At 60.6% G+C, this 17176-nt stretch carries 17 protein-coding genes; 12 read left to right on the plus strand and 5 right to left on the minus strand.

Features of this window, described 5'->3' with window-relative positions:
- Positions 1–93 precede the first annotated feature (93 nt).
- Together rfbB and rfbA are read right to left on the minus strand one after the other, a co-directional pair.
- Entirely contained in the window at positions 94–1194 is a 1101-nt protein-coding gene (rfbB, locus tag ACFFWD_RS27970; protein ID WP_376970727.1) for a dTDP-glucose 4,6-dehydratase, read from the minus strand.
- 17 nt (positions 1195–1211) lie between these two features.
- Complete coding sequence (gene rfbA, locus ACFFWD_RS27975) at positions 1212–2096, minus strand: glucose-1-phosphate thymidylyltransferase RfbA (protein WP_376970729.1); 885 nt, start codon at positions 2094–2096, stop codon at positions 1212–1214.
- A 283-nt stretch (positions 2097–2379) separates the two neighbouring features.
- Here rfbA and ACFFWD_RS27980 point away from each other — a divergent pair, with 283 nt between their 5' ends.
- Complete coding sequence (locus ACFFWD_RS27980) at positions 2380–2733, plus strand: phasin (protein WP_376970731.1); 354 nt, start codon at positions 2380–2382, stop codon at positions 2731–2733.
- Between the two features lie 154 nt (positions 2734–2887).
- On the opposite strand, the gene ACFFWD_RS27985 is transcribed toward ACFFWD_RS27980, so the two are convergent.
- Entirely contained in the window at positions 2888–3073 is a 186-nt protein-coding gene (locus tag ACFFWD_RS27985; protein WP_376970733.1) for a hypothetical protein, read from the minus strand.
- A gap of 474 nt (positions 3074–3547) precedes the next feature.
- Between ACFFWD_RS27985 and ACFFWD_RS27990 the strand changes: the two genes are divergently transcribed.
- From ACFFWD_RS27990 to ACFFWD_RS28000, 3 genes are read left to right on the plus strand one after another with little or no spacing between them, the layout of a single operon-like run.
- The gene (locus tag ACFFWD_RS27990) at positions 3548–4774 is read left to right on the plus strand and encodes an acyl-CoA dehydrogenase family protein (protein WP_376970735.1); all 1227 of its coding nucleotides are present in this window, start codon (positions 3548–3550) and stop codon (positions 4772–4774) included.
- Between the two features lie 9 nt (positions 4775–4783).
- Positions 4784–5338, plus strand: coding sequence for a flavin reductase family protein (locus ACFFWD_RS27995; protein ID WP_376970737.1), 555 nt, complete (start codon positions 4784–4786; stop codon positions 5336–5338).
- Positions 5335–6021, plus strand: a complete 687-nt coding sequence (locus tag ACFFWD_RS28000) for a TetR/AcrR family transcriptional regulator (RefSeq protein ID WP_376970739.1) — start codon at positions 5335–5337, stop codon at positions 6019–6021. The genes ACFFWD_RS27995 and ACFFWD_RS28000 overlap by 4 nt, the downstream gene beginning before the upstream one ends.
- 5 nt (positions 6022–6026) lie before the next feature.
- Here the strand turns inward: ACFFWD_RS28000 and ACFFWD_RS28005 are convergent, their stop codons facing one another.
- Both ACFFWD_RS28005 and ACFFWD_RS28010 read right to left on the minus strand, forming a co-directional pair.
- The gene (locus ACFFWD_RS28005; RefSeq protein ID WP_376970741.1) at positions 6027–6902 is read right to left on the minus strand and encodes a polysaccharide deacetylase family protein; all 876 of its coding nucleotides are present in this window, start codon (positions 6900–6902) and stop codon (positions 6027–6029) included.
- Positions 6903–6924: 22 nt separating this feature from the next.
- Positions 6925–8013, minus strand: a complete 1089-nt coding sequence (locus ACFFWD_RS28010; RefSeq protein WP_376970743.1) for an LLM class flavin-dependent oxidoreductase — start codon at positions 8011–8013, stop codon at positions 6925–6927.
- Positions 8014–8188: 175 nt separating this feature from the next.
- Here ACFFWD_RS28010 and ACFFWD_RS28015 point away from each other — a divergent pair, with 175 nt between their 5' ends.
- The 8 genes from ACFFWD_RS28015 to ACFFWD_RS28050 all read left to right on the plus strand — a co-directional run bounded on the left by ACFFWD_RS28015 (position 8189) and on the right by ACFFWD_RS28050 (position 16708).
- Positions 8189–9070, plus strand: a complete 882-nt coding sequence (locus ACFFWD_RS28015; RefSeq protein ID WP_376970823.1) for an FAD binding domain-containing protein — start codon at positions 8189–8191, stop codon at positions 9068–9070.
- 20 nt (positions 9071–9090) lie between these two features.
- Positions 9091–9552 carry a (2Fe-2S)-binding protein gene (locus tag ACFFWD_RS28020; protein WP_376970745.1) on the plus strand — a complete coding sequence of 154 codons (462 nt, stop codon included), beginning with the start codon at positions 9091–9093 and terminating at the stop codon, positions 9550–9552.
- Positions 9549–11936, plus strand: a complete 2388-nt coding sequence (locus tag ACFFWD_RS28025; RefSeq protein ID WP_376970747.1) for a xanthine dehydrogenase family protein molybdopterin-binding subunit — start codon at positions 9549–9551, stop codon at positions 11934–11936. The genes ACFFWD_RS28020 and ACFFWD_RS28025 overlap by 4 nt, the downstream gene beginning before the upstream one ends.
- Positions 11937–12037: 101 nt before the next feature.
- Positions 12038–13282, plus strand: a complete 1245-nt coding sequence (locus tag ACFFWD_RS28030; RefSeq protein WP_376970749.1) for an amino acid ABC transporter substrate-binding protein — start codon at positions 12038–12040, stop codon at positions 13280–13282.
- Between the two features lie 133 nt (positions 13283–13415).
- The gene (locus tag ACFFWD_RS28035) at positions 13416–14288 is read left to right on the plus strand and encodes a branched-chain amino acid ABC transporter permease (RefSeq protein ID WP_376970751.1); all 873 of its coding nucleotides are present in this window, start codon (positions 13416–13418) and stop codon (positions 14286–14288) included.
- Complete coding sequence (locus tag ACFFWD_RS28040; RefSeq protein WP_376970753.1) at positions 14285–15244, plus strand: branched-chain amino acid ABC transporter permease; 960 nt, start codon at positions 14285–14287, stop codon at positions 15242–15244. The genes ACFFWD_RS28035 and ACFFWD_RS28040 overlap by 4 nt, the downstream gene beginning before the upstream one ends.
- Positions 15241–15981, plus strand: a complete 741-nt coding sequence (locus tag ACFFWD_RS28045; protein WP_376970755.1) for an ABC transporter ATP-binding protein — start codon at positions 15241–15243, stop codon at positions 15979–15981. The genes ACFFWD_RS28040 and ACFFWD_RS28045 overlap by 4 nt, the downstream gene beginning before the upstream one ends.
- A complete protein-coding gene (locus tag ACFFWD_RS28050) occupies positions 15971–16708 on the plus strand; it encodes an ABC transporter ATP-binding protein (protein WP_376970757.1) in 738 nt (245 codons plus the stop codon). Before ACFFWD_RS28045 ends, ACFFWD_RS28050 begins: the two co-directional genes overlap by 11 nt.
- Positions 16709–17176: the final 468 nt, after the last annotated feature.

A 17176-nucleotide genomic window follows, 5' to 3' on the forward strand; every position in this document is an offset into this window, starting at 1 on the left:
GTCCTTCTTGGTCCCGCAACCCGATCGGGACCGACCTCATTTGTACGCCGTAATCCACGCATATCATCTCTATAATGGTATCGAACCAGGGGGCTAGCCGAGGCGCGCACCATCTTGTGCGGCTGGAGCCACCAGCCCCAGCCTGCTTGCGTCATAGCCGGACTGCCGAATGGCCTGCCACCAGGCTTTATTCGCTAGATACCAGCGAACGGTCTTTTCCAACCCGCTCTCGAAATTCTCATTCGCCTTCCAGCCAAGCTCGCGCTCCAGCTTCGATGCGTCGATCGCGTAGCGGCGATCGTGGCCCGGGCGATCGGCCACAAACGAGATCAGCCGGCTGCGATCTCCGCGGCTTGACGGTTGAAGCCGGTCAAGCAGTAGGCAGACCCTATCGACGACATTGAGATTGGTCCGCTCGTTGCGGCCACCGACATTGTAGGTTTCGCCGATCTTGCCGTGCGCCAGGATCGTCTGCAGCGCACGCGCGTGATCCTCGACGTAGAGCCAATCACGGACATTCTGTCCGTCGCCGTAGACCGGAAGGCTCTCCTCGGCGAGCGCCCTGATGATCATGTGGGGGATCAATTTCTCGGGAAACTGATACGGGCCGTAATTGTTCGAGCAGTTCGAGATCAGGCACGGCAACTCGTAAGTTTCGCACCAGGCGCGAACCAGATGATCGGAGGCCGCCTTGCTGGCGGAGTAGGGCGAGTTCGGCGCATAGGCGCTCTGTTCGGTGAAGGCGCCCTCCGGCCCGAGCGAACCGAACACTTCGTCCGTCGAGACGTGCAGCAAGCGAAACGTCTTGCGTTCCGACGGTGCCAGTGTCCGAAAATAGCGTAGCGCTTCCTGCAGGAGCGTGAAGGTGCCGTTGATGTTGGTCTTTATGAATTCCTGGGGACCATCGATCGAGCGATCGACATGGCTCTCCGCCGCGAGGTGGATCACCCCTTGCGGCCGGTACCGGGCGAACAATTCCCGCAAGGCTTCGCCGTCGCAGATATCGGTCCTTGCAAGGACATAGCGGGAGGTTTGCCGCGCGGGTTCCGGAATCGAGTCCAGGCTCGAGGCGTAGGTCAACTTGTCGATGTTGACGATTGCGGTGCTGGTCGTTGCAAGGAAATGCCTTATGACGGCAGACCCGATGAAGCCTGCGCCCCCAGTGACGAAGATCGTTGATTGGTGCTGACTCATGCTCGAACGTGCGATGATTAGCGCTGCGCTTTCTCGAAGCTGCGATGGACCGACAGCAGGTACTCGCCGTAGCTGCTCTTGGCGGACCGTTGCGCAAGGCGATGGAATTGATCGAGGCTGATGTTTCCCATTCGCAGCGCGATTTCCTCGATACACGCAATCCGCAGGCCCTGCCGCTGCTCCAGGATCTGAACGAAGTGGCTGGCCTCGACCAGCGACGAATGGGTGCCGGTGTCGAGCCACGCAAATCCGCGGTGGAGCATTTCGACGGAAAGATCACCGCGCTCCATATAGGCGCGATTGACATCGGTGATCTCAAGCTCGCCACGTGCCGACGGCCTGACCGAGGCCGCAATATCGAGCACTGCATTGTCGTAGAAATAGAGGCCGGTCACCGCAACATCCGACTTCGGCAGCGCCGGTTTCTCTTCGAGAGAGGTCGGTCGTCCCCGATGATCGAGCTCGACGACGCCATAGTTCTGCGGAGCGCTGACAGTGTAGCCGAAAATTGTCGCGCCCTTGGCCCTGTCGGCAGCCCGCTTTAGCCTGTCGACCAGTCCGTGGCCATAGAAGATGTTGTCGCCGAGGATCAGCGCGACGTTGTCGCCGCCGACGAAATCGCGGCCCACGATGAAGGCGTCGGCAAGCCCGCGCGGCTGCGGCTGGACCGCGTAGGAGAACGTGAGACCGAGCTCGGCGCCATCGCCGAGCAACCGGCGGAACAGGGGCTGATCCTCCGGCGTGGAGATGATCAAGATGTCCCTTGCGCCCGCCAGCATCAGCGTGGACAAGGGATAGTAGATCATCGGCTTGTCGAAGACCGGCAATAACTGCTTGGACACCACCGTTGTCACGGGGTAGAGCCGCGTCCCGGTTCCACCAGCAAGAATAATCCCTTTCATCACACCTCTCGCCCAGAAGGATCGGGTCGCTGCGGGCTAGCTCTAGCACAGATTTCCCCGTTGTCGCCGTCGATCGACGCACGGCCAGGCGAGCCTAAAGGAGCTGCGGACCCGGCCCATTGATTTCGTACAATGCTCGACACTCGCTCTGTGTTGTCATCGACGAAGATGACGTTAGGGCGGCAGGTGCAATTCTAGGTAAATTGTCCTAGGACGGATTGCGGCAATCGCAATGACGCCGCTTCTATGCTAATGTGACCAACTATAAGTCAGGGGAGCGATCATGATTGAGCCGAAGCTTGAAGTCCCTGCCGAGTTGCGCGACCTCGCGGAGAAGACCATTGATCAGGCCGAGAGGGCCTTCGGCATGTTCTTCGATGCCGCCAGCAAGTCGATGACGGCGATGCCGGGCTCGGGAACGGAGATCTCCAAACAGGCTCTCTCGTTCACCGAGCAGAACATGAAGGCTGCGTTCGAACACGCGCGAAAGCTCGTGCATGCGACCGACCTGCAGGAAGCGATGCGGATCCAATCTGAATTCTTGCGAAGCCAGTTCACCAACGCCGGCGAGCATATGCGCCAGATCACTGGCAGCGTGATGTCTGCAACGAAGGACGCGACCAAGGGCAAATTCTAGCCTCGGCCGCCAGCGGCGGCGTTTGAGCGCCAGCTTGGCGTGACCGCGGCGCGGCCCGCGGCGCCTTCGTGCGTCGCGCGCATCGTTCATCGCCTCAAGCGCCGTTTCGGCAAGAAGCCCGGCGGTCCGGAAAGAATTTGACTCGTCGGGCAGATCAGCGAACGCTGACGAACATGCCCCAGGCCGCGGCAAGCCCGGCGCCGACCAGAACCAGAAACGGATTGTCGCAGAACGTCCCGCCGTAGCTGCACATCGTTGCGCCGAGCGACCCGATCTCATGATGGCTCGCGGCATAGAACAGACCTGACAGAACCGCCAGCACGGCAGCAACGAAATACATCGACGCCTCCTTGCGACGCGAGTAACGGGCGGGCCGTTTCGACCAGCGCCGGCCAAACTGTCCTGATGTCGTGCGCGCGGTCTCCGATTTCCGGCCTGACGGGCCGTGCAAATCAGCGGCACACTGACATCATCCCAACAATCATACGACCGTCGGCGGGAGATCGGCAGCGCGATTTCTCGTTTTGCACCAGTTTCGATGAAGGCAGTTTCCTGCCGTCCAAGCCAACTTGCAGCATTTTATGGATTTCGTTCAGCGCGTAGAATGTTGAGGGCTGCGGCATTGCGGCTCGACTGACTCGATTTTGGTCCATTTCGAGGTTCGCGCAAGGGACTGGGCAGCCCCCCGAGGGGGCGCGATTGTGCGCTCAAGGCAGATCCCGAGATGTCTTGATCATCGGTGATCAATCGATAAACTACATGGCGGGCCTTGGCCGTGCCCTGTGCAAGCCAAGACCGAACTAAGGAAACGCCAATGGCTGGGAATGGCCGTATTCCCGATGCAGATGTGCCGGCGGGACCTGGCGCGGATCGCTACGCAGTCATAGTCGCGCGGGCCAGGGCGTTGATTCCTGCGTTATGCGAACGGGCGTCGAAGACGGAAGAATTGCGGCGATTGCCGCCGGAAACGGAGCGGGACCTCCATGATAGCGGGCTGTTTCGGATCTTGCAGCCCAAGCGCGTCGGAGGAAGCGAGCTCGATTATGTTGCGCTTGTGGATTGTGCCGACGCCCTCGGGCAGGGGGACGCATCCGTTTCGTGGAACTTTGCCAATCTGGCAAGCCATCACTGGATGCTCGGCATGTTCACGCCCGGAGCGCAAAATGCAGTCTGGGGAGAGGATCCGAACGCTCTGATCGCGTCGTCCTTCGTTTTTCCGGCCGGCCGGGCCAGGAAGGCCGATGGCGGATATGTGCTGAGCGGCCACTGGCCGTTCTCTTCCGGGGTGGAGTCGTGCGAGTGGAACATGCTCGCCAGCATCGTCGCGTCCGACGATGAGGCCGACGGAATCGAGTACCGGATCTTTCTGCTGAACAAGCGTGACTACAAGGTCAACGACACCTGGAATGCGACAGGCTTGCGAGGAACTGGATCGAACGATGTTCGCGTGACGGATGCCTTTGTTCCCGAACAGATGACGGTCGCTGTCGCGGACCTGGCGGGCGGTCCGACGCCAGGCAGCATTGTCAATCCGAATGCGCTCTATGCGCTTCCCGTGTTCTCATTGTTTCCATACGTGCTGTCGGGGGTTGGGCTCGGCAACGCGCAAGCGTGCCTCGACGACTACGTGGAGATCGCTCGACATCGCGCCTCGACATACAATCGAGCAAAACTTGCTGATCTGCAGACCACCCAAATCAAGATTGCGGAGGCGTCGGCCAAGATAGATGCCGCGCGCCTCATCATGCGAACGAACTGCATCGATGCGCTGGCTGAGGCCCGGCGTGGCCACGTCCCGGATATTGCAGCCAAGACGAGGTTGCGGCGCGACGGCGCATTCTCAGTCAATTTGTGCACCGATGCGGTATCGCTCTTGTTCACCGCGAGCGGCGCTCGCAGCTTGTTCACCTCGGGCACCCTGCAACGCCAATTTCGCGATGCCCACGCGGTGAATTCGCACCTCGCATTCAATTTCGACGCTGCGGGGACCAACTATGGACGTGTTGCCCTTGGGTTGCCGTCCGAGAATTTGACGCTTTGAGGCTGACGGATGTCTGACGCACACAAGCATCCGGCGGATCCAGCCAATGAGCTCGCAAGTGACAATTCAGCGATCGATCCCCGCGATTTTCGCAATGCGCTCGGCACATTTGCCACCGGCGTAACTATTGTTACTGCGATGTCGGCCGAAGGAAAGCCGTACGGCGTCACCTGCAATTCCTTTGCGTCGGTGTCGCTCAATCCGCCGTTGGTGCTTTGGAGCCTCGGCATGTTCTCGCAGGGACTGACCATCTTCCAGAATGCCAGCCACTTCGCGGTGAACGTCCTTGGCGTATCACAGCAGGAGCTGGCTGCGCGGTTCGCGAAATCATCCGGTGACAAGTTCGCTGGGGTGAGCTGGACGCCAGGACTGGGAAATGCGCCCGTGCTCGCCGATGTCGTTGCCAACTTTCAATGCCGTGCCGCCAATCGCTACTATGGCGGCGATCACGTCATATTCCTCGGGGCTGTTGAAGCCTACGCTTACAACGGCCAGGAGCCGCTGTTGTTTGCTCGTGGCAGTTTCGGCCGGTTTCGCGCCGGCGACGGCAGCACAACGTCATGAGCCGGAAAGAGCCGGACAAGCGAACGACTGTCAGACAAAGGCGGCGGTCTCCTGACGATCGCCGCAGCGAATTCGTCGCGAAGGCGACCGAGTTCTTCTCGGAGGAAGGTTTTGGCGGCGGTACGCGTGCATTGGCGCGCAAGCTCGGTGTAACGCAGCCGCTGCTCTATCGCTATTTTCCGAGCAAGGACGACCTGATCAAGGAAGTCTATCGCAAGGTTTATCTCGATCCGCTGGAGACTGGCTGGGAGAAATTGCTGTCCGATCGATCCCGCTCGCTCCAGGCGCGGCTGCAGGAGTTTTACGAAGCCTACACGGACGCGATCTTCACGCGGAAATGGCTTCGGATCTATCTCTATTCGGGCCTGAAAGGGCTCGATATCAATCGCTGGTACGTTGGCATGGTTAAGGACAAGATTCTGACACGCATTGTCAGGGAATGTCGCCACGATGCGGGGCTGGCGGTACAGAGCAGACCGACGGCGGCAGAGGTCGAACTGGCGTGGGTGCTTCACGGCGGGATATTCTACTACGGTGTGCGGAAGTACATCTACGAGGCGCCCGTGCTCGAGAACAAGGCGCAGATGATTCGTGATGCGCTGGATGTCTTCCTTGCCGGCTTTGAGCGAATAGCCGAAGAGTCCGCCGATCGACGACGGCCTCCAATCAAGGTCGTAGGCTGAGCCTGTTATGCTTTGGCCATCTCGGCGCGATACCAATCTCCAATCTGGCTCGCGGTCATCAGCGCTACACCATCGTGCCCGATGACGTAATCGAGTAACGCTTCAAGATATTTGATCCGGTGCGGTACGCCTGTGATGTAGGGGTGGATCGAAATCGCCATGACCCGTGCATTCGTCGCACCCTCGAGGTAAAGCCGGTCGAACTGGTCGGTACAGCGCTTCAGAAATTGTTCGGATGAAAGGTGCTGCAGAGCGTGAATGACGATATCGTTGGTCTCGACTGAGTAGGGGATCGTGGTAATGGTGCCGTGTGTGGTGGTGATGTCCTGCGGAAGGTCGTCGATCACCCAATCTGCCACATATTCGATTCCGTTGAGACGCAAGAGGTCGAGGGTTTCTTCGGTCTCGGTCAGGCCCGGGCTCTCCCACGATCGAGGCGGCTTGCCGGTGAATGTTGCGATGGTCTCGACCGAGCGTTTGATCGCATCGCCCTGGTTCTCGACCTTGTGCATCGGTCCCTGAACGAAGCCATGGCCCATGAATTCGAAGCCAGCCTCCTGCGCGGCAGACGCCACGCGCGGATAGGTATTGCAAACGTTGGCGTTTATCGCGAGCGTCACCGGGATATTCCGTTCGGTCAGCGCCTTGAACTGTCGCCAAAATCCAGCGCGCATGCCATATTCGTGCCATGACCAATTCGGCACGTCCGGCAGTAGCGGCTGACCCATGGGCGGGCTAAGCACGGTGCGCGGCATCGCATTTTCGATCCGCCATTCTTCGACGTTGAGGATCACCCAAACGGCGAGCTTTTTTCCGCCCGGCAAGGTAAGCTTGGGACGGTCGACCTGAGCCTGATAGGAGATACGATCGGTAAAGACCACGGGAGTACTCCCTGCTTGTCGTTTAGGTGGAGGCGCTCGCGTTGACCCGCGGCAGAACCTTTTCGGCCATCAGAATCATCGACTGACGCCCTAGGTCGCGATCTTTCCAGTCCTTGCCGGCATAAAGGAGGGTTCCGAACGTGCCGACCTCCTCCTGAAACGCCAGCAACTGGTCGGCTACGCTTTCCGGCGTGCCGTAGATGATGAGTTTGTCGCAAATCGATTCCAGCGTTACTTCTGCGTCCGCCTGATCCCGTCGCGTTTTGAACAGCTCGAGCCGGCCGCTGCGTTTGAGCTTCGTGAACAGCTGGTAATAGTAGTAGACGTACGGTCCGTTTGGATCGGTGGCATAGGCTTTCGCCGTCGCCTCATCCTTCGCAACGAAAACGCTCTTCGCGACGCGCCAGTTTGCTGCGTCGACCGTGCGCCCCGCACGTTCGCAGCCTTCGACATATTTTGGCCAGTGGCTCTTGACCCAGGCCGGCATCAGGAAGTTTGCCGAAATCGGATCCCAGCCGCGCGCAGCGGCCTCGGTCACACCCTTCGAGAACGGGGCGACAGCCGTGACGACAATCGGCGGGTGCGGCGTTTGCAAGGGGCGGGCGATGAAGCCCTGCCCGATGTCTTCGATCAACGTCCTCTTTACGGAGATATTCCAGAACTTGCCCTGCAAATCATACGGTGGTTTCTCCGACCAGATCGTTAGCACCTGATTGATCGCCTCGAGGAACATTGCATTGCGATCGGCATCGAGATTGCCGAACACCTCGGCATCCGACAGTAGCCCACCGGGGCTGATCCCAAGAATGAAGCGGCCATCAAGCAAGTGGTCGAGCATCGCTATGGACGCGGCGACGGCCGCCGGATGCGCGTTCGGCATATTGATCGTGCCGGTCCCGAGCTTGATCTGCCGCGTGGCGGCCGCGATCCAGGCGATGAACGCTATGCTTGAAGTGATGTTCTCCGCCCGGTCGGTCGTGTGCTCGCCGACATAAGCCTCGGTGAAGCCGAGTTCATCGGCAAGCAGGAAAGCTTCACGATCCTCCCGAAGCGATTGCCGCCAATCCTTGTCGACAGGATGGATCGGCATCGTAAAGAACCCGAGCCTCATGGTCTGCGGCTCCCCCGGCGGGCAGGCTCATTGTTGGCGAGGAACGTGCGTCCTTCGCGGCGCGAAGACAAGTCCCATCGGCCAAATAATCACTCGATAAACAAGCTTGACGTTTAAAAAGGGGCACCGTCTAATCCGCGAAAGCCAACATCTGGCCGGGGAGGCCACGCCCAACATGAAAGCCGCGGCTTTCGCTTACGCCCGGGCGACCAGCGTCGTGAATGCGCTGGAGCTGCTTGCCGCGTACGGCGACAAGGCGAGGGTCCTGTCGGGTGGGCAGAGCCTGATGCCGGCGATGAACCTCCGGCTCATTGCTCCGGATATTTTGATCGATATCGGTAGCCTGGCCGAGCTGCGCGGCATCGAGACGAAAGGTGATGTGCTCGTGATCGGCGCGCTGACGCGTCATGTCGACTTGCAGAGATCGCCGCAGATAGCCTCGCACGCGCCATTGTTGCGAGAGGCCATCGCTCATGTCGCGCATCCCGCAATTCGCAATCGCGGGACGATTGGAGGGAGCCTGGCGCACGCCGACCCGGCGTCGGAGTTGCCGGCCTGCATGGTCGCGCTAGGCGCGACCATTGTCGTCCGCGGTCCAACGGGCGACCGCAGGATCGCTGCGACCGAGTTCTTCACGGGGATCTACGAGACGGCCTTGTTGCCGCAGGAACTGCTGGTTGCGGTCGAGCTGCCGGTGGCGGCGAAGGATTCGGCTCATTTCTTCAAGGAGTTCGCGCGAAGGCACGGCGACTACGCCATCGTGGGTCTCGCAGCCCAGGCCCTTCTTAAGGACGGAATGTTTTCTGATCTGCGGCTAGGCTACTTTGCGGTTGGCGACCGACCCATGCTGGCCACGGCCTCCGGTACATTGATCAACGTGCCCGTCACACCCGCCGCACTGGCTGCTGCTTCTGCTGTTCTGTCCGAGGAGCTCGATCCCCCTGCGGATCAGCAAGCGTCGCCTGCCATGCGTCGGCACCTCGCCTGTGTTTTGCTGGCGCGTTGTGTGGCGACGCTGCTGTCGCGCCCGGACCTGCAAGATGGAGCATCCGGGTGATTGCTCCGATATCGATATCGTTGCACGTCAACGGCGAGCCTGTGGATGCTCTTGTTCCGCCTCGGCTCAATCTAGCGGACTTTCTTCGGGAGCACCTGAAGCTCACGGGAACACATGTCGGCTGCGAGCACGGAGTCTGCGGCGCTTGCACGGTTCGCGTCGACGGCGACATCGTGCGTTCCTGCTTGATGCTGGCCGTGCAGGCGCAGGGCACATCGATCGAGACGATCGAAGGGCTTTCGGATAGTGGAGAAGTTGCCGACCTTCAGGCCGCGTTCCGCCAGCGCAACGCGCTGCAGTGCGGGTACTGCACGCCGGCAATGCTGATGACGGCACAGGATCTGCTGAAGCAGTCGCCAGCGCCTGATCGGGATGCGATCCGTGAGCATCTTTCCGGGAACTACTGCCGCTGCACCGGATATCAGGCCATTGTCGATGCGGTGGAAACCACGGCGAGGGCGCGACTGGAGCGATCGTCATGACCTCGGCGCGCCCGTCGGCAGTCTCGGTGCTCGATCGGCCAAATTCATATATCGGCAGGACCGTGCCGCGGCCGAACCTCGATCGGCTGCTCCAAGGGCGCGGACTTTATGTCAGCGATCTGGAATTGCCGCGTATGGCGCATGTGGTCTTCCTGCGCTCGCCGCATGCCCACGCACGGATCGTTGAGATCGACACCGAGGCCGCAAAGCGCATGCCGGGCGTGATTGCCATTGTGACCGGCCGCGAACTCGCAGCCGTGATCACACCTTGGGTCGGCGTGCTCTCGCATCTAAAGGGGTTGAAGTCGGCGCCACAGAGCGCGATCGCAATCGAGCGCGTTTGCTGGCAGGGCGAGGCGGTTGCTGCGATTGTTGCGATTAGCCGTGCGGCGGCCGAAGATGCCATGGAGCGGATCTCGGTCGATTACGCAGAGCTTGAGGCAGTCACGGACATGCGCACAGCGCTCGACCCGTCGACTCCAGTCATCCATGCGTCGCTTGGTGATAACCTTGCGTTCGAACGAAATCATAGTGCAGGTGATGTCGATAGGGCTCTGTCGGATGCCGACGCGGTGGTCGAGGCGGAGTTCGTATTCGGCCGGCACACGGGTGTGACGCTCGAGCCGCGGGCCGTTGTCGCTGACTGGAACGCCGCGGAAGCACGGCTCACCATCTACCAGGGGACGCAGGCTCCCCACATGGTGCAGAATATCGCGGCTCTGCACTTGGGACTCAATGAATCGCAGGTTCGAGTGATCTGCAAAGATGTCGGTGGTTCGTTCGGCATCAAGGTCCATATCTACGCCGATGAAATGGCGACCTACGCGCTCTCGAAGCTCCTGCGCCGGCCGATCAAGTTCGTTGCTGATCGTGTCGAAAGCTTCAATACCGATATTCACGCCCGGGATCATCGATGCAAGGGGCGGATCGGGATCCGGCGCGATGGCACGATCACGGCGTTCGAGATCGATGATCTGACCGGGATCGGCCCCTATTCGATGTACCCGCGCACGAGCGCCATCGAGGCCAATCAGGTCGTCAATCTCGTCGGAGGCCCTTACGTTACCCAGAATTATCGGGCCAGGGCTCGGGTCGTCTTCCAGAACAAAAACGTCATGTGCCAATACCGGGCAGTCGGGCACCCGATTGCCTGCTCGGTGACGGAGGGGTTGGTCGACCTTGCTGGCGCGAGGATCGGCATGGATCCGGTCGAGATTCGGCGGCGCAATCTCATTGCCGATGACGCGTATCCGTGCATCTCGCCCTCGGGCCTTCGGTTCGAGCGATTGTCGCATCATGCATCGTTGGCGAAGCTGCTCGACATGATGGAATACGACGCGCTGCGAGCGGAGCAGGCCGCTCTGCGTGGCAGGAACATCCATCGCGGCATCGGTATCGCCAGTTTCATTGAGGTGACCAACCCGAGTGCGGCGTTCTATGGCGTCGGCGGCGCCAGGATATCGTCTCAGGATGGCGTCGCCGTTCGGCTGGACGCACAGGGGGCGGTCATCTGCCAGACCAGCATCACCGAGCAGGGACAGGGATCGGAGTCGTTGACTGCCCAGATCGTGGGCAGTGTGCTCGGGGTCTCGATGGAGCGCGTCCGGATTATCCTCGGTGACACCGACAATACGCCGTATGGCGGCGGCACGTGGGCCTCGCGCGGCGCGGGGATCGGTGGCGAGGCAGCGCTGCAGGCCGCCAAGGTCCTGCGCAAGAACATCCTTGACGTTGCAGCAGCTATCTTGCAGTCCACGGCTGGCGAGCTCGACATCATTGACAATGGCATCGTCAATGCCAGTGACGGCGCGCCGCGCATCGGGCTAAGCGAGCTGGCACGGATCGTCTATTTCCGCCCGGACACGCTGCCGCCGGGCATCCAGCCCGAGCTGATGGCGACGCGGCATTTCGTCCCGCGCGAGTATCCTTTCGCCTTCACCAACGGTGTCCAGGCTTCGTGGCTTGAAGTCGACATCGATACCGGGTTCGTCAAGCTCCTGAAGCATTGGGTGGTCGAGGATTGCGGAACGATCATCAACCCGCAGCTGGTCGATGAGCAGATCCGGGGTGGCGTGGTGCAGGGGCTCGGCGCTGCGCTGTTTGAAAAATGCGTCTATGATGAGCGGGGCCAGCTGACCAACGCCAACATGGCCGATTACCTGGTGCCGATGTCCGCTGAGATGCCCGATATCGATGTCGGGCACGTGGTGTCGCCGACGCTGGAATCGGAGCTGGGGGCAAAGGGAGCTGGGGAAGCGGGTACGGCGGGTGCCGCTGCGGCGGTGGCCAATGCGGTCAATGATGCCCTGCGGCCGTTCGGCACGATAATCACCGAGATTCCGCTGACACCTCAGGTTGTTCTGACGGCGTTGCGGCGGATTTGATGAGGAGGCGCCCCTACTAACGGACGTGATGCTTTTTCGTTGTGACGTTCGGTGTGTTCATCCAATATACGAGCAAAAAATGAGACGTATGGGGAGGATCAATGAAACGCAGGACACTTCTCGGTGGAACGATTGCCGTAGCCTTGCTTGGGCTGAATTCAAGCGTTGACGCTCAGCAGCCGCCGATCAGGATTGGTATGAGCATGCCGCTGACCGGCGGTCTCGCCGGCGGCGGCAAGGCCTCCTTGCTCGGCATCGAGATCTGGCGGGACGACGTCAACGCCAAGGGGGGGCTGCTCGGCCGCAAGGTCGAACTTGTGGTTTATGACGACAAGTCGAGCGCTTCGGAGACCCCGGCCATCTATTCGAAGCTGATCGACGTCGACAAGGTTGATCTGCTGTTCGCGCCCTACGCGACCGTGCCGACCGCACCGATCATGCCGATGGTCAAGCAGCGTGGTCTCCTGCTGATCGGCAATTTCTCGTTCCAGGTGAACAGCAAGGTTGGCCACGACATGTGGTTCAACAACGCGCCGTGGGGACCGGCGGACAGCTGGGCGGCTTCGTTCCTCGATATCGCCCAGAAGGCCGGCGGCAAGTCGATAGCGTTGCTGGCGGCAGACCAGGAATTCGCTCAGAATCTGGCGAAGACGGCGAGGGAGCTCGCAACGAAGCGCAACATGCCGATCGTCTTCGATCAAGCCTATCCGCCCAACACCATGGAGTTCTCCAGCATCATCCGCGCGATCAAGGCCGCCAAGCCCGACATCGTCTATGTCGCATCCTATCCGCCGGATTCGGCAGGAATCTTGCGCGCTGTGAACGAGATCGGGATCGGCGACAACGTCAAGATTTTTGGTGGCGGTATGGTCGGCCTGCAGTTCGGCGCAGTGATGGAAAATCTGGGGGCGCTGCTCAACGGCGTTGTCAACTACAACACGTGGCTCCCGGAAAAGAGCATGTACTTCGAGGGGACGAAGGAGTTCTTCGAGACCTATACGAAACGCGCCACGGAAGCCAAGATCGATCCGTTGGGCTACTATCTTGCGCCATTCGGCTACGCCAGCGGCCAGCTCGTCGAGCAGGCCATCAAGGCGGTGGGCTCGCTCGACCAGAAGTCGATCGCAAAATATCTGCGTGAGAACACGCACAAGACCATTGTTGGTCCGATCGCATTCTCGGCGGATGGCGAACGCAAGGAAACCGCAGTGCTGCAGGCCCAGTTCCGCGGCGTGGTGGACAAGAACATGCAGCAATTCCGCAGTTCGGGCAAACAGGTGATCCTGTTCCCGGAAAATTTGAAATCCGGCGATCTCATTGCTCCGTTTGAGGCCGCCCGTAAGTAACGGCGTTTTCGAGATCGTCGCGCGACTGCCCGGGATCAAGGCGAATAATCACGGGCGGGGAATTGGATGACCCGGCTTGGGCTAGTCGGGGAGGCGGGCTTAAGCCGGGTCAGAGGGACCTCAATTGTTTTCAATGGACCTGCTGCTCGATGCGGTGGTGATCGGTGTGCTGCTCGGCTGCTTCTATGCCGCGGTCAGTCTCGGATTGTCCGTCTCGTTCGGTCTGCTTGACGTCCCGCACGTAGCGCATCCAGCCTTTCTGGTGCTGGCGTCTTACGCCGTGTCCTTCCTCAACGAGCAATACGGCGTCGATCCGCTCGTGGCGGGGCTGTTGATCACGCCGATATTCTTTGTATTCGGTCTCGCGGCCTATCGCCTGTATTACGAAACTTTTGAAAGACGTGGCAGCGAAGCCGGCGTGCGCGGCATCGCGTTCTTCTTCGGCGTCGCGTTCATCATCGAGGTGCTGATTATCCTGCAGTTCGGTGTCGACCAACGTTCCGTCACTGCGACTTACATCGGCAAGGCCTGGCGGCTCGGCGATATCCGGATTCCCTTCCGCCTGCTGGTCGCGTTTGTGGTCGCGGGTGCGCTGACCATCCTGCTGACCCTGTATCTGTCGCGAACCTTCATGGGACGCGCGATCCGCGCGGTCGCGCAAGACCAGGAAGCTCTGCGGTTGATGGGCGCCAGCCCGATCCGCATCAAGCAATGGGCGTTCGGCATTGCGACCGGCGTGCTTGGGGTAGCCGGGGCTTTGCTCATCATTGTCGCTCCCGTCGAGCCGACACTCGACCGTGCCTATATCGGACGCACATTCTGCGTCGTGGTTATGGCGGGGCTTGGCAGCATTAGCGGCACGCTCGTCGCCGCCATCATCCTCGGCGTCGCCGAGTCGATCGTCCTCACCATGTTTGGCGCGTCCTGGGCGCCGGCCATTTCGTTCGCGATGCTCCTCGGCGTTCTCGCCGTCAGGCCGCAAGGCCTGTTTGGGAGGCGGTCATGAAGCGCAACGGTGCCTCCTTCTGGATCGGGGCGGCGCTGTTTCTCGCTGCTGCGCTACTGATGACGCAGGTGATCGGCAACCAGTATCCTTTCTTTGCGGGCTACGTGATATTGCAGTTCATCGTCCTCGCCGTCGCATGGAGCATCCTCGGCGGCTATGCCGGTTACGTGAATTTCGGCACCAGTGCGTTCTTCGGCATGGGCGTCTACACGGCCGTATTTCTTGTCAAGGTGGCTGGCGCGCCGCTCGCCGTGCAAATTGCAGCCGCAGCCGCCGTCGGCGCCCTGATGGGGTTCGCCCTGGGCCTGCTGACCCTGCGCATGCAGGGCATCTTCTTCTCGATCGCGACCATTGCGCTGACGATCATCATCGAGACGTCGGTAACGAACTGGCGGTATGTCGGCGGCGCCGCTGGCATTCAGATCCAGCGGCCAGCCGTAACGGAGCCGTTCAGCAACTATGTGCAGATGCTGTTTTTCGTTCAGGCGCTGCTGGTAGTGCTGGCGGTTGCGATCTCGCGCTACATCCAGAACTCATGGATCGGCCGCGGCTTGCAGGCGCTCAAGGACGACGAGTTGGCCGCCGAATGCACCGGCGTGCCAACTCTGCGGTTGAAACTGTTGGCGTGCGTTATTTCCGGGGCGCTGATGTGCGCGGCCGGCGCGCCCGCCGCGATGTATCTGCAGTACGCGGACCCCGCGTCCGCGTTTAATCTCAATTACTCCGTCTCGGCGCTCGCGATGTCGCTGATCGGCGGGACGGCGCATTGGACGGGCCCGGTCATTGGTGCGATCCTGTTGAGCGCGACGCAGCAATTGCTGACCGTTACCATCTCGTCGGAAGTCAACGTGCTGTTGCTCGGCGTGATGTTGGTGCTGTTTGTCGTGGGCGCGCCGGAGGGCATCATTGGCCTGATTCAGAAGGCGTTCCGCAATCGCAACGAGGGAAAGGGATGATGGTCTCCGAAACACGGGTGCCCTTGCTGCGGATCGTCTCGCTCACCAAGCGGTTTGGTGGTTTCACCGCGCTCGACAATGTCAGCGTTGACATTCCTCCGGGAGAGCGCTTCGGCCTCATTGGTCCGAACGGCTCGGGAAAGACCACGCTGATCAATTGCATTTCCGGCGCGTTCCGGACCGAGGCCGGCACCGTCGTGTTTCGCGATGAAGACATCACGCCGCTGCAGCCGCATATGCGCACGCGCCGTGGCATCGCGCGCAGCTTCCAGGTCCCGCGGCCGTTCAGAAGCATGACGGTGGCTGAAAACCTCATGGTGGCGCTCGACTTTGCTGCGGACGAGCATGTCTCGGTGACACAACGTCGTGACACCATGATGTCGATCCTGACGCGGATGGGTCTCGCGTCCAAGGCTGACGTCTCGGCCACGAAGCTCAGCCAAGTGGAATTGCGTAAGATGGAGCTCGCCCGCGCGCTGGCGACGCACCCAAAACTGCTGATTTCCGATGAGGCCATGGCCGGTCTCTCCAGCTCAGAAGTCGACGAGGTTCTCGATCTCCTGATGAGCCTCGCGGATCACGACATCACGATCATCATGATCGAGCACATCATGCAGGCGGTGATGCGTTTCTCAGATCGCGTCATGTGCCTCGACGCCGGCAGGATCATCGCGATTGGCGCGCCGTCCGAAGTCATGGCCAACCAGCGTGTGCAGGAGGCCTACCTTGGCACTTAGCCTTGCCATCAATGACCTTGATGCGGGTTACGGCGCCGTGAAGGCGCTGCGCGGCGTCTCGCTCCGTGTCGAGGCTGGCGAGACCGTCGCATTGCTTGGGACCAACGGCAACGGCAAGAGCACGCTGATGAAGTGCATCGCCGGCCTCGTTCGGCCGCAGCGGGGAAGCATATCGCTCACGATGGACAGAACGGTTCACGATCTATCCCGGCTGTCGGCTGAAGATATCGTCGATCTTGGTGTGGCGATGGTTCCCGAAGGGCGGCGGCTGTTTCCGAGGTTGACGGTGCTGGAGAACCTGATGCTCGGCGCCTTCCGCAAGGCCGCCCGCAGCAACATCGAACGCAATCTTGCGCTTGCCTTCGAAGCATTTCCGGCGCTCAAGGAGCGAAAGAGCCAGCTCGCCGGCACTATGTCGGGTGGGCAACAACAAATGCTTGCGATCGCCCGCGCGCTGATGTCGTCGCCACGCTTGTTGTTGGTCGATGAACCTTCGGTGGGCCTGTCGCCGCTCTTGGTTTCGCAGACGATCGCCAAGATCGGCGAGCTCAATCAGAAGCGCGGCCTGACCGTGCTGATGGCGGAGCAAAACTTCAATCAGGCGATCCGGATCGCCAATCGCGGGTACATCATCGTCCATGGCGAAATCGTCGTTGCGGCCGATTCGGTCGACGAGTTAAAAGGTAATGACATCGTCAGGCGGCTCTATCTCGGCGGGGCTGCATGATTCCCCGCGAAGAGCGCTATCGCTTGCCGCGCTTGGTCTTTTGTTGGGCTGGAGCAGCCTGCGGTGGTCACGGCGACTCGCGGGCGATCTTGGCGAACGGAATGCCGACAATCAGCGCGATGGATAGCGGACAAGGCTGTTCGCGAACACGTTCGCGAACGTTCTCCGGGTGTTCGGCGAACCGTTTGCAAACGTTACGGCGTCACGACAAGCTACAGAACCCAGAGCGCGGATTCGCCTTGATCGAACGGTCCCACGACTGTGCGTTGGCGACCAGTCTTGGAGCGAGCGCGCGGGCAGGTGGTCAGCGGCAGCATCGGTGGCGGCTGAATATCCCGGTCGATCGGACAGAGGCGCGGGTTGTGGGGGGAGGAAAGCTGACGGTAAGCCTTTGATTTAAAATAGTTATACTGTTTTCGTGGAAATAGTATAACGAGGCTTGCCTGCAAGTTCCGGCGATTATACTAT

The sequence above is a fragment of the Bradyrhizobium erythrophlei genome, assembly GCF_042430365.1.
Taxonomy (GTDB): Bacteria; Pseudomonadota; Alphaproteobacteria; order Rhizobiales; family Xanthobacteraceae; genus Bradyrhizobium; species Bradyrhizobium erythrophlei.